At 67.0% G+C, this 12648-nt stretch carries 12 protein-coding genes; 1 reads left to right on the top strand and 11 read right to left on the bottom strand.

The window, feature by feature from the left end; genetic code table 11:
* Positions 1–8: 8 nt before the first annotated feature.
* From E8A74_RS32055 to E8A74_RS32045, 3 genes are all read right to left on the bottom strand, one after another.
* Positions 9–1451, bottom strand: a complete 1443-nt coding sequence (locus tag E8A74_RS32055; RefSeq protein WP_136932922.1) for a serine/threonine-protein kinase — start codon at positions 1449–1451, stop codon at positions 9–11.
* A gap of 106 nt (positions 1452–1557) precedes the next feature.
* Complete coding sequence (locus E8A74_RS32050) at positions 1558–3093, bottom strand: substrate-binding domain-containing protein (RefSeq protein WP_136932921.1); 1536 nt, start codon at positions 3091–3093, stop codon at positions 1558–1560.
* Between the two features lie 5 nt (positions 3094–3098).
* Positions 3099–4364, bottom strand: a complete 1266-nt coding sequence (locus E8A74_RS32045; protein ID WP_136932920.1) for a S1C family serine protease — start codon at positions 4362–4364, stop codon at positions 3099–3101.
* Between the two features lie 104 nt (positions 4365–4468).
* On the opposite strand from E8A74_RS32045, the gene uvrC reads away from it, so the two are divergent.
* On the top strand, positions 4469–6625 hold the full coding sequence (gene uvrC / locus E8A74_RS32040) for an excinuclease ABC subunit UvrC (RefSeq protein WP_232379840.1): 2157 nt from the start codon (positions 4469–4471) through the stop codon (positions 6623–6625).
* Here uvrC and E8A74_RS32035 read toward each other — a convergent pair.
* From E8A74_RS32035 to E8A74_RS32000, 8 genes are all read right to left on the bottom strand, one after another.
* Positions 6591–6794, bottom strand: a complete 204-nt coding sequence (locus tag E8A74_RS32035; RefSeq protein WP_170229533.1) for a hypothetical protein — start codon at positions 6792–6794, stop codon at positions 6591–6593. The two genes, uvrC and E8A74_RS32035, sit on opposite strands and share 35 nt — an antisense overlap.
* 160 nt (positions 6795–6954) lie before the next feature.
* Complete coding sequence (locus tag E8A74_RS32030; protein WP_136932917.1) at positions 6955–7578, bottom strand: hypothetical protein; 624 nt, start codon at positions 7576–7578, stop codon at positions 6955–6957.
* A complete protein-coding gene (locus E8A74_RS32025; RefSeq protein ID WP_136932916.1) occupies positions 7575–8087 on the bottom strand; it encodes a hypothetical protein in 513 nt (170 codons plus the stop codon). The genes E8A74_RS32030 and E8A74_RS32025 overlap by 4 nt, the downstream gene beginning before the upstream one ends.
* Before the next feature lie 116 nt (positions 8088–8203).
* Complete coding sequence (locus E8A74_RS32020) at positions 8204–8830, bottom strand: hypothetical protein (protein ID WP_136932915.1); 627 nt, start codon at positions 8828–8830, stop codon at positions 8204–8206.
* Positions 8827–9336, bottom strand: a complete 510-nt coding sequence (locus E8A74_RS32015; RefSeq protein ID WP_136932914.1) for a hypothetical protein — start codon at positions 9334–9336, stop codon at positions 8827–8829. Before E8A74_RS32015 ends, E8A74_RS32020 begins: the two co-directional genes overlap by 4 nt.
* A 116-nt stretch (positions 9337–9452) precedes the next feature.
* The gene (locus E8A74_RS32010; RefSeq protein ID WP_136932913.1) at positions 9453–10019 is read right to left on the bottom strand and encodes a hypothetical protein; all 567 of its coding nucleotides are present in this window, start codon (positions 10017–10019) and stop codon (positions 9453–9455) included.
* 71 nt (positions 10020–10090) lie between these two features.
* Positions 10091–10291 carry a hypothetical protein gene (locus E8A74_RS32005; protein ID WP_136932912.1) on the bottom strand — a complete coding sequence of 67 codons (201 nt, stop codon included), beginning with the start codon at positions 10289–10291 and terminating at the stop codon, positions 10091–10093.
* A gap of 967 nt (positions 10292–11258) precedes the next feature.
* Complete coding sequence (locus E8A74_RS32000) at positions 11259–12533, bottom strand: hypothetical protein (RefSeq protein ID WP_136932911.1); 1275 nt, start codon at positions 12531–12533, stop codon at positions 11259–11261.
* Between the last annotated feature and the right edge of the window lie 115 nt (positions 12534–12648).

The following is a 12648-nucleotide window of genomic DNA, read 5'->3' as shown; positions in this document are numbered from 1 at the left end:
GAAACGCGTCATAACTCCCGGGGACGATAGCCCCCCTTCGACGGAGGGTTTGCCGTCCGAAGGGTCGAAGCCGTCGAAAGAGGCGCCGCAGGCTTTGCCACCGCGGACGGCGCCGCCTGCGTGGGTGGGGGCATCGGCGCCGCCGCCGCAGACGCCCCCGTCGACGCGGCGGGCAGCGGCTCGGCGGCCGTCGTCACGGGCGGCACCTGCGTCTCGATCGGCGCGCCCTGCGCGACGTGCCCCTCGCTCGGCCCATTCGCTTCCGGAGACGGCTGCCCATACCGCACCCCTACGAACACCCCGAGGGCCGCCGCCGCCACGGCCACCAGAACGAACATCCCCCGCAGCGACCTCTTCTTCGGCGGCTCGACCTCCGCGTCCCGCGTGCTCGTGAGCGCCGTGCGCGCCGGGGTCGCCGCCGGCGCGGGCAGGGCTGCCTCTTGGCTCCCCGTTCCTCCCGGCCCCGTCACGCTCGAAATGCCGGACACCGTCGAACGCCGGCCCTCCGGGGCGAGCGCCGACGGCGCGCGGTGCACGTTGATTGTCCGGACATACGCCGCCACCACGCGCGCGTTGGCCAGCACGACCCCGTCGGCGCGCGCCGCCGCCTCCAGCGCATCGGCGAAATCGGCGGCGCTCGCGTGACGCTCGTCGGGGTTTTTCTCCAGGGCCTTCATGCACACCTGCGCGACGGCCTCGGGCACCTCCGGGATCACCTCGCGCGGCGACACGGCCGCGTTCTCGGTGATCTGGTACATCATCGCCACCTCGCTCTCGGCCCTCACCAGCCGGCGACGGGCGAGCATCTCCCATAACACCGCCCCGGCCGCGTACACGTCCGTGCGCCTGTCGAGCGGCTTCGAACGAATCTGCTCCGGGGCCATGTACGGCACTTTCCCCTTCACCGTCCCGGTGCGCGTGCTCGAAAGCCGTGAATCGGCGCGGGCGACCCCGAAATCCGTCAGCTTGGTGGTGCCGTCCGTGCTCACGAGGATGTTTTGCGGGGACACGTCGCGATGCACGATCCGGAGCGGCACGCCCTGTTCGTCTGCGAGCTCGTGCGCGGCTTCGAGGCCTGCGAGCGCGTCGAGGAAGATCCGGAGCGCGACGTCGATCGGGACCGGATCGTTCTGACGAACGGCGCGCCGCAGGATCTGCTGAAGGCTCGGCCCCTCGACGTATTCCATCACGAGCGAGAGCGCGCCCTCCTCGGCCTCGGTCACGTCGAGGGTCGCGACCACGTTCGGGTGCCGGATCCGCGCGGCGAGCCGGGCTTCGTCGAGGAACATCGCGACGAACTCCGGCTCCTTGGCGAGGTGCGGGTGCATCTCCTTCACGGCGACGAGCCGTTCGAACCCGCCGAGGCCGTGGGTCCGCGCGAGGTAGACCGTGGCCATGCCACCGGAGGCGATCTCGGCGAGCTTGTCGTAACGGCCGCTCTCGGATGCCATTCGGGGCAGGGTACACGAGGTGCCCAACCTTCGGAAGTCCTCTAGATCACGAGCCCGTCACGATCGACGAATCGTCTGTCCCGCCGACCGAAATCACGGCGCCCCCTTATGGCAATGCCATCACCTCCACCACCGCCGCCCCCTTCGCGCCTGCCTTCTTCGGCGCCACGAGTTTTCCGCTCTCCAGATCAAAACGCCCCTCCGCCGCCTCGATCACCTTCTTCGACTTCGCCCCGTCCACGCCCGCCGCGCTCGTCACCGACACGCGCACCACGCTCCGCTCGAACACCGCCGCGAGCAGCCCGACCGTGTCGATCAGCGCCTCCTCGTCGAACTTTTCCTGACGGAACACCACGAGTGGCTTCTCGCCCTCCGCGAGCTTCCCCTTGCCCGCCTCGCTCTTCCCATCACCGCCGGGAAGCACGCCCGAGCGCGCGAGCGCCGCGATCACGTTCGTCGCAATCGGCGGCGTCTCCGGCGGCGGCGTCGCGAGCACCGAGGCCCCGCGGTAGAGCTGCCACGTCCGCTGGAACAACGTCGGCAGCGTCAGCGCCCCGCGCCCCGACAACCCCGCCATCCTCGCGTTGTCCCCGATCGACGCCGGGGCCACGTCCCCGAGCCGCCGCAGGAGCGCGAGCGGCTCCGGCGCGCCCTTCGCCGCCGCCACGATCCGCGCCCCGCCCGGCGGATCCGCGGCGAGCTTCTTCTGCCCCTCCAAAAACCCCTTCGCGAGCGCCGCGAGCGCGCGCTCCTTGTCCGTCACGAGCCCACGCGGCGCCACGGCCACGAGCGGAACGAGCCGCGGCGCGTCCGCCGTCGTCAGCACGATCTTGCGCCCCGCCGCGCCGTCCGCGCCCGCCTCCGTCCGATCGAAGGCGACGAACCCGGCCTCTTTTTCCTCACGGCTCCCGGGCGCCACGACCTTCACGTTCGCGGCCGGCACGCCCGCGACGTCGAGCAAGAAGAGCCCGACGAACGTCGCCGGCGCGCCCGGCGTCCCCACGAGCGTCACGTCGCCCTTCACGGGCCCCGTCGGCAGCCCGTCCTTCGCCGCGAACGCCTCCCGCCCGCGGGAGAACCCCACCACGAAAAACACCTCGGGCGACAGGGCCCGCAGCCGCTCGTAGGCCGCGAGGAACGTCGGCAGCGGCACCACGGCCACGTCCGCTCCGTTCTCGTCGCCGCCGCCGCGCGCGAGCGCCTCCTCGACCGCGCTCATCGCGTCCTGCACCGAGATCCGCACGTCGAGCCCCACCGCCGTGAACACGCTCTTCGGCCCCGGCGCCTGCCCCTCGTTCGCGAGCAGCCCCGGCGCCGCCAGCTCCCAGCCGAGCGACACCACCTTCAGCGGCCGATCGAGCAGCGGCTCCGGCTTCGCGTCCACCGCCGGCGCGCCCGCGCTCCCGCTCCCGTTCGCCACGGGCGCGGCGCCCGCGCTCCCGCTCGGCACCGCGCCTGCGCTCGCGACGGCGCTCGTCTCGGGGCCTGCGCTCGCGCTCCCGCTCGGGGCGGGCAACGCCGCTTCGACGGCCTCGGGCTTCGGCGGCGGCGCCGTGTGGGGCGCGCGGCTCCGCGTCACGAAGATCGCGCCGAACCCCCCGAGGAGACAGATGAGCAAAACGAAGACGATTTTCTGGCGCAAGGGACTCACCACTGGCTGGAGGAGGCGCTCGGATCGCCGAGCTTGCGCCGCCCGGGGTAGCTCGTTTTGACGAGACGCTTGAGCTCGTTCACCGGCACGGCCAGGTTCAGGTTCTGCGCCCTCTCGAAGGCGCCGCCGAACTGGGCCGTGTTGATCCCGATCACCTCACCGCGCATGTTGAACAGCGGCCCGCCCGAGTTTCCCGGGGAAATCGGCACCGAGATCTGGATCCACTGCCGCCCCTCGTGCAGCCGCCGCGCCGAGACGAGCCCGTCGGTCAGCGTGTGTTCGAGCCCGAGCGGGTTGCCGATCGCGATCGCCCTCTCGCCGACCACGATCTTCTCCGAGTCGCCGAGATCGAGCGGCTTCACGTCCGGCGGCGCGCCGCCTTCGAGCGGCTCCTTCAGGTTGATCTCGAGCAGGGCCAGGTCCACCTCGCGGTTGTCCATGAGCACCTGGATGTCCTGGTAGGCCGCGCCGTTCTCGAACTTGATCCGCGCCGACGTCGCGCCCTCGATCACGTGGTGGTTCGTCACGACGACCCCGGCCTCGTCGATCAAGAACCCGGTCCCGCCGCCCTGCGCCTCGCCCTTCTTCACGAAGATCGTCACGACCGAAGGCGAGAGATCACGGAACAGCTCGGCCGGCGTCTTGTCGAGCTTCCCCGTCGCGCCGGCGTCCCCGGGCGCGCTCGCATCCACGGGCGCGCTCGCGTCCACGACCGCGGGCACGGCCGCCGCGTCCACCGCCGCGCCCGCGTCCGCTGCGGCCTCGGCGTCTGCGCCTGCGTCCGCGGCCACGTCCGCGACGGGCGCGGGCGTCGGCTCCGGGAACGCGGGCCGCACGCCGCCGAGCAGGTACGCGACCTGCGCGAGCTGCTTGTAGCCAGCGGCGGCGAGCCTGTCGCCTTCCTTCACGTAGAGCGACCCGGTGAACTTCGCGGCGCCCGTGAACGCGAGCGCCACGCCCAGCCAAACGATCGCGAGCACGTCGGTGATGATGCTCGCGCCGCCCTTGGTTTGCCCTTCGGGCAGGAGCCTGTCGGCGATCCCGAGCGGCACGATCACGGCCACGGCGAGCGCGACGAGCACCCGGGCGTAGCCGTTCTCCGTCAACGCGCCGACCACGGCCATCAGCGAGATCAGGGTGGCGACGAACCCCCAGACGATCGCGACGATCTTGAGGAGGGTCAGCGCGACGCGAAAGCCTTTCGACGGCTCGCTCGACGTGGGCCTGGGTGCTGGCTTGGGCGTGGGTTTGGGGCTGGGCATGGACGCTCGTGCGGACGCTCGTGCGGAGGGAGCGTCGCTCTCGGTTCGGCGTCGCGTCAAGCCAGAGCTTGCTTGGAGCGGCGATCCGGCGCTAGACGATGGGAGTGTCCGACGACGCACGTGCTCCCGAGCCCGAGACCGATCCAGTCCTCGCGAAGCTCGACACGCTCCCGACGAAGCCTGGCTGTTACCTCTTCTACGACAAGACCGGCGCTGCGATCTACGTAGGCAAGGCGAAGAGCCTGCGCTCGCGCGTCCGCAGCTACTTCCAGGAGGGCGGCAGCGACTCGCGTTACTTCATCCCGATCCTGCGCAAGATCGTGCGGGACCTCGAGACCGTCGTCACCTCCACGGAGAAGGAAGCGGCCGTCCTCGAGAACGAGCTCATCAAGAAGCACAAGCCGCGCTTCAACGTGAAGCTCCGGGACGACAAGGACTTCCTCTGCTTGCGCATCGACTCGAAGGCCGCGTGGCCGCGCCTCGAAACCGTGCGCCGCCCCTCGCCCGACGGCGCCCGTTACTTCGGCCCCTTCCACTCGGCGACGAGCGCGCGCCGCACGCTGCACCTCGTCAACAAGCACTGGAAGCTCCGCACCTGCACCGACCTCGACATGGCCTCGCGGCGCAGGCCCTGCTTGCAATACCAGATCAAGCGTTGCCCCGCGCCTTGTGTCTACGAGGTCGACCGCGACGAATACGCCGAGCAGGTCCGCTCCGTCTCGCTCTTCCTCGAAGGCCGGCACGACGAGCTCACGGGCGAGCTCGAAAAACGCATGAAGGAGGCCGCGCGCTCCATGGAGTTCGAGCGCGCGGCGATCTACCGCGACCAGCTCAAGGCTGTCGAGATCGCGCGTGAATCGCAGCGCGTCGTCTCCGTGAAGGACGTCGACCAGGACGTCGTCGGCCTCTACCGCGAGGGCTCGATCGCCGAGGTCGAGCTCATCAAGGTCCGCAGCGGCCGCGTCGCCGACACCGTCTCGTTCTCCTTGCGCGGCGTCGAGCTGCCCGACGAGGAGATCCTCGGCAATTTCCTCACGCAATATTATGGCGACGAGGCCGAGGTCCCGGTCGACGTCATTCCGGACGAGATCCTCCTGCCGGTCCTGCCCGACGGCGCCGAGGGTGTCTCCGAATGGCTCGGCGATCGTCGCGGCCGCAAGGTCGCGCTCGTCGTGCCCCAGCGTGGCCCCCGCGTCGAGCTCCTCGCGATGGCGCGCGAGAATGCCGAGCACGCCTTCAAGGAAAAACAACGCGCCTCGGACGACATCGAAGCGCGCCTCGACGACCTCCGCGAGCGACTGCGCCTGCCCTCGCTCCCACGGCGTATCGAGTGTTGCGACATCTCGCACCTCGGCGGCGGCGACACCGTCGGCTCGATCGTGGCGCTGCGCGACGGCCAGCCCGACCGCAAGCATTACCGCAACTTCCGGGTGCGCACGAAGACCGAGGGCGACGATTACGCGGCGATGTACGAGGTCCTCGCCCGCCGCTTCCGGCGTGGCCGCACGGCGAGAGAGGTGAAGGAGGCCGAGGCGGCCGCGGAAGCCGCCGCGGAAGCCGCCGCGGAGGCGGAGCTGGCCACGGAGACGGAGATCGAGGCGGCCGCGGACGCAATGGCGGAGCCCGAGACCGAGACCGAGACCGAAACCGAAACCGAGGCGGAGACCGAAGCGGCGCCGCCGTCGTCGGGCAAAAAGGCCGAGGCCGAATGGGACTTGCCGGACCTCTTCGTGGTCGACGGCGGGCGGGGCCAGCTCAATGTGGCGCTCTCGGCGGCGCGCGACCTCGGGCTCCACGATTTGCCGATCGTGGGCCTGGCCAAAGAGCGGGAGAGCGTGATCGGCGAGAAAATGGTCGACCGCGTCTATTTGCCTGGCCAGAAGAACGGCATCTTGCTCCGGCCTGGCAGCTCGTCCTTGTTTTTCCTGGCGCGTGCCCGCGACGAGGCGCACCGGTTCGCGAACCACATCCGCGAAAAGCTCGGCAAAGCGCGGCGCCTGCGCTCCGAAATCGAGGACATCGCCGGGCTCGGCGACGCCGTGCGCAAGGCGCTCCTGCGCGAGCTCGGCTCGATGGGGGCGCTACGCACGGCCACGGACGCGCAGATCCTCGCCGTGACGGGCGTGACGAAGCGGCATTTGACGGCGATTCGGAAGGTGATCGCGGCGCCCGGTGAGGCGGTGGCACCGGCGACACCGGCCCCGACGCCGCCGCCGGCCGAAGAGGCTACGCCCGTGGAAGAGCGCAAAGACGAAGCTTAGCTCTCGTGGACCAGCGTCCGCTGGGCGTGGTGGGCCTCCCGGGAAACGCGCGCCGGAAGCCTTCCAGATAGGCCGTCCAGCGCTCCTCGGTGAGCGTCGTCAGGTCGTAGCGGTCCTCGAACTCGTAGACGTCGGAGATGCTGCCATCGGGCATTCGCTTCACGAGCATGTGGGTCAGGGTGAGGGTCTCACCTTCGATCCGGATGTCGTCCGTGGGCGACGGGTCTTCCTGAAAAAGGCTCCGCAACCCGAAGGTGTCCCCGTCGTGCTCGACAGCCTCGCGCGAAGGCTACAGCCGGGGCTGATCCGCTATGGCTCCGGGGTAAGGTTCAGGCGTCCTTTTTGCGCGGAATCCATTGAGCGTCGATCAAACAATCATAGATCGTCGCCTCGCCCGGCACGCGACTCTCATGCTGGAGGTCTGAGATGACGACGTGCCCAATTTCGGGCGGCATCAACTCGTACCCCGGGAACCCTGCTTCAATCTCCGGCACGAGCCTGTCTGCGTACGTTTTTTCCTCTGGCGTGAGGTCGAAGCGCTCCTCACCAGGTCCCGAAAGCCGGTATCCAAATGCGTCTTTCTCGTCACGCCATAAAAAGCGGCTGCTGTAGAGGACGTAATAGGGACCGAGGAAGCTCACCTGAAAACAGAGCGCGTGGCCTCCGACGTCGTTGGGGAGCGTAGGAAGCCATAGATCGGCCGCATAGCAGTTGCCCTCTGGAAGCTTGGCCAGATACATGACCTTATTTGCGATGCCGCAGTCAGGCAACCGTTTCCCGAGGCGGCCGAGGAACGCGAGCCATGACGGGTAGTCGGCGACGGCTTGCTGGCGGCGCTCCGCCAACCGTCGCGCTTCCACGGTCTCCCTGTATTCGGGTTCGTGGGGGTAGACGCCGAGGGGAGGATGATACTGACGGGCGAGCTCGATCAACGCCTCGGTCGAGTGCTTCATTGTGCGTTTACTCTAGCCCCGACCCTCGTCATCCGCATGTTCAGCTGCGCCTCCAGCTCGGCCGCAAAGGCTGGGCAGTAGGTCGCTCGCAGCCAGTTCAGCTGGCTCTTCATCACGATGCTGGACGCGGAGGTCGCTGCTTGTGCCGTGACCGTGGCAGCTCTCTGCGGAGTGATCACCCCATGGACCGAATGCCGAATCGGCATCCCCACGACCACCTGGCAAACCCAAGCATTCGAGGAGAATAGATTCCGCCTATCGACAAAATTCAGCACGGCCATGGCCGACTGCCACCCGCCAGCTGAACCCGCCCCATCATCAGCAACGATCGTGACGAATGGGAAATATGCCGCCGAGAATCCGCCAGCCCCCACGAACGCACTTTCAGCGTCCGCGACCTCTTCCGTCTCCTCCTCGACGTCCCCCGGTGCCGCCTGCGCAATCGCAGAAACCGCCGCACAACAGGCGGCGACCATCCATGCAAACCAGCGCTTGCCAGCTCGAACCATGTCTCCCCCCTCCCCGGCAGGGTCCGCCGGCCACGCAGGGCTCCATGGGTCTGCTCGGCGCCTCGTCGAGGACCGGAGCGGCCGTCTGCGCATCGTGAAGGATGCCGGGGTGCGGTTCAGGCGTCCTTTTTGCGCGGGAACACCTGCTCGTCGATCAGGCAATCGTAGATCGTGGCCTCACCCGCATACCGCAGATGGTGTTGAACATCTGGAACGACGACATGGCCGACTTCGGGCGGCATGAACTCGTACCCGGGATACACGACTGCGATTTCGTGTGCGACCCCATCCGCATAGGGTTGCTCCTCGGGTGTGAGTTCGAAGCGCCGCTCCGCCGGTGGGAAGAGATTGCCGTAGCTGTCCGGCTCGTCGAGGTAGAGATAGCGGTAACTATGGAGGACGTAGTACGGTACGAGAAAGCTCACCTCGAAGGCGAGCGAGTGAAAACCAACGTCCCGGGCGAGCGTGGGCAGACAGATGCCCCCCACGTGAGCCCCGACCGGTCCTGCCCCCCAAAAGTGCGGGAACGCGTTCTCCACGTCGCAATCCGGGAACCGGTCCCGGAGGCGGCGGAGCAGGCCGCGCCAGACCTCGTATTCTGCACCTGTGATGGCTCGTCTGCGCCGTTCGATCAGCCGTCGATGTTCCTCGGTCTGCCTGTACTCTGGCGTGGAAGGCGTGATGCCGATACCGGGATAGTACTGGCGGGCGATCTCGATCAACGCCTCGGGCGAGTGCTTCATCGTGCGCTTACACTAGCGCCGAGCCCTGACTTCTGCATGTTCAACTGCGCCAGCAGTTCCTTCTCGAACTCCAAGCAAAAGAGCGCTCGCAACCACTGCGGTCTTCTATGCATCACGATCGTAGAAGCGTTGGTCGCGGCTACGGAGGTCACCCGCGCAGCCTCCTGCGGAGAGATGACCCCATGCGTCGAATGCCGGATGGGCATTCCGACGAACACCTGACAGGCCCATCCCTGCGGGAACAGGTGCCGCCCGTCCACGAAGTTCAGTGTGGTGGCGGCGGCTTGCCATCCGCCTGCTTTATCCGTCCCGTCATCCTGGACAATTGTAACGAACCGAAAGAGTGCCGCCGAGAATCCGCCAGCCCCCACGAACGCACTTTCAGCGTCCGCAACCTCTTCCGTCTCCTCCTCGACGTCCCCCGGTGCCGCCTGCGCAATCGCAGAAACCGCCGCACAACAGGCGGCGACCATCCATGCAAACCAGCGCTTGCCAGCTCGAACCATGTCTCCCCCCTCCCCGGCAGGGTCCGCCGGCCACGCAGGGCTCCATGGGTCTGCTCGGCGCCTCGTCGAGGACCGGAGCGGCCGTCTGCGCATCGTGAAGGATGCCGGGGTGCGGTTCAGGCGTCCTTTTTGCGCGGGAACACCTGCTCGTCGATCAGGCAATCGTAGATCGTGGCCTCACCCGCATACCGCAGATGGTGTTGAACATCTGGAACGACGACATGGCCGACTTCGGGCGGCATGAACTCGTACCCGGGATACACGACTGCGATTTCGTGTGCGACCCCATCCGCATAGGGTTGCTCCTCGGGTGTGAGTTCGAAGCGCCGCTCCGCCGGTGGGAAGAGATTGCCGTAGCTGTCCGGCTCGTCGAGGTAGAGATAGCGGTAACTATGGAGGACGTAGTACGGTACGAGAAAGCTCACCTCGAAGGCGAGCGAGTGAAAACCAACGTCCCGGGCGAGCGTCGGCAGACAGATGCCCCCCACGTGAGCCCCGACCGGCCCTGCCCCCCAAAAATGCGGGAACGCGTTCTCCACGTCGCAATCCGGGAACCGGTCCCGGAGGCGGCGGAGCAGGCCGCGCCAGACCTCGTATTCTGCACCTGTGATGGCTCGTCTGCGCCGTTCGAGCAGCCGTCGATGTTCCTCTGTCTGCCTGTATTCGCGCTCGACAGGCTCCAAGCAAAAGAGCGCTCGCAACCACTGCGGTCTTCTATGCACCCTTGCCGCCCAACGATGATCCCTTTACGGGCTCACTCGTCTGGCAACCCCTGACAGCAGAAGACCCTCGGATCGACGCCCTTCACCTCTCCCACGTGCTCCCCACCCTTCGGCTCACACGTCCCGGGCTCGTTGACGGTCCACTTCGCCGACATCGATCCGAGGGCGAAGGAAGCTGCGCCGAAGTTGATGCAGCTCCCGTCCAGAGCCGGCACGTTCTCGAATAGCGACATGGGAACGCCAGAGCATACCGCGTCCTGGAACGCCGACAGGGTTGCGCTGCATTTTGCTCCCGTAGGCTCACCGCATTCGCAGGGCGAGCACTCGACCTTCCCGGTGGTCCCCCGGTAGGCGAGGACGCGCTCGGGAAACGCCTCGGGACATTGCGGCAGGTTCGCCTCATCGACCGGCAGCGTATATTGCACACATTGCCTGAACTCGGGCGGAGGTGGCTCGGTGCTCGGCAGGCACGTCTCGCTCGTGGACTCGCAACGCCCTTCTGCCGTGCCATGACAGGCTTTCGCGTACTTCCCCCAGGAGATGCCGTTCGCGAACGATTTGGGCCCACCAGGCGGGCCAGGCGCGAAGCCCGGGGCCTTGGGGGCAGGGTCCCCGATCGGCTCGCATCCCGTCACGCTGGGAGCCGCCAGTTCGATCGACGAGAAGCTTCCCGAGGGGAGCACGGCGGGTGAGACGCACGAACCGTCCCAACCTTCCGGGCCTGAATACTCCGTGGGATTGGCGCCTTGGCAGAAGCTCGCGGCGTCGACGTTGATCGAGCTGGGGAGCGTGCAAGACGCGGGTCCGCACGAGCAAGCCGCACATTGCACATGCACCGACAGATCGGCGAACCCGGTATAGAACACGGTATCGGCTCGATCGGGACAGTCGGGAGCCTCTTCCTCCGCCCCCATCCACAGAAGGACGGCCTTCTCACGGAAGTCCGACGTTCCCATCGGCACACACTGCCCGCCTCGCGCGACACACGACAGGGGTTCGAGCCCATTGCCGCCATCGGGGAAGCAGTAGCCATTCGTGTCGGCGTCGGGGCTTGCATCGGGTTTACAGTAGACGCCTACGTGTAGGGGTTCGGTCGAACATCCGTTCGCGCCGAGCGTCGCCCCGACGCCTAGCCCTGCAAAGACAATTGAGACGAGAAGCCCTGCCCGTTGCTTACCTACAAGCATGACGATAGCCTTCCTAGCGCCCGAACATGAGCGATGCGGAAACAGAAAATAGGACCCTGTTGGTCTGCCACACGGGAACAACGTCGCCTTCCGTCGTAACGACATCAACGACCAGATCACGAGTTAGTACCGTTGCGTCGGCGAAGAGTCTCGCCGAAAGCTTATGAGTAATAGGAAACGTAGCCCCAGCACCCAGGCCCAGAGAAGGGATAACGTTGGTGCCAGAGCGCAAATAATAGACGTCGTTGGCGGCCATCGAATGCGCCCAAAACGTCACACCACCGAAAGCGCAGCCATCCATCCAGCCCCATTGTGCACACGGCCCCACAACCGCGGACGCCGAGAACGTATCGATAGGCAGGCCACGGGTATCGCCCAACGACCAGGCGCCGCGAATCGTTGCCACGGCTGAGAACTCCTTGCGTCGATAATAGCCGCTACCTGATATCCCGACCGACACGGAAGGAGCCGCCCCCAATACCATCACAGGTCCGATGCCACCCCAAAGGCGAGACGACGACGCATCCGCGGTTGCGTTCGACGGTTCTCGATCCTGCGAGGAAGGCGCCGTGCGGACAGCTTCGCGGACAACCACCCGTCGTTCCTTCGGCTCCTTCTCGATCGTGATGACCTGCGGCTGAGCCTGGGCAGGCTCAGGAAACTCGAATTGCAGGAGCATCGACTTCCCGCCGACGCATTCTGCGGTCTGCTTCAGGTCCTCTCGGCCCGAGAGTGTCGCCGTGACCTTCGTCTCGCCAGGCGAAATGAACGTCCAAAACGCACCTTCGCTTCGAACACGCTTGTCGCTTCCGATCGAGATCATGGCGTCGACGTCGCTCGTCATGACATCGAGGCGACAGACGCGTCGGCGCACGCGTTCGTACGCCTCGAAGAATTGCCTGCGTTCGGCGGACGAGATCCCGGCTGCCTCCGATACGGCAACTTGCAGTGCAAATGCCATTTCGAGATCGGTTCGTGGATCCGGCAGGAACATCGAGAGGACGAGACCGAGGCGTCCGGACAGGCGAGGGTCATGCTTCATCGAGAGGGCTTCCGAATACGCATCGGCAGCCTCATTCAGCCGGCCCGCTTCGAGGGCTCGATCTCCCACGGCAACGCGCGACTTGAAGCGCTCCTCCGCTTCAGGGCTCAACTTGCGATACCGGCTCGCCCGCGTGGGTTTGGGTTCGTTCGGCGGAGCAGAAGACGTCTCGGGTTCCGCCGCCATCGTGGAAGCCGAAAGCGTGAGCAGAAGCAGCAGAGTCGCGCGTGAGGAAGGACGAACCACGGGACGAGCATCCTACACCCTCGGACGAACTCTTGGCAAGGGGGTGGTTGGCCACGGACGAACCTCACGACCCGGCTTTGGGCGTCACCGTCTGTAAAACCGCCTGGGCGCAGCG

Source organism: Polyangium fumosum, from assembly GCF_005144585.1.
GTDB classification, from domain to species: Bacteria; Myxococcota_A; Polyangia; order Polyangiales; family Polyangiaceae; genus Polyangium; species Polyangium fumosum.
The sequence above is the reverse complement of the archived record's forward strand: the minus strand, read 5'-3'. Positions and strand labels throughout refer to the sequence as shown.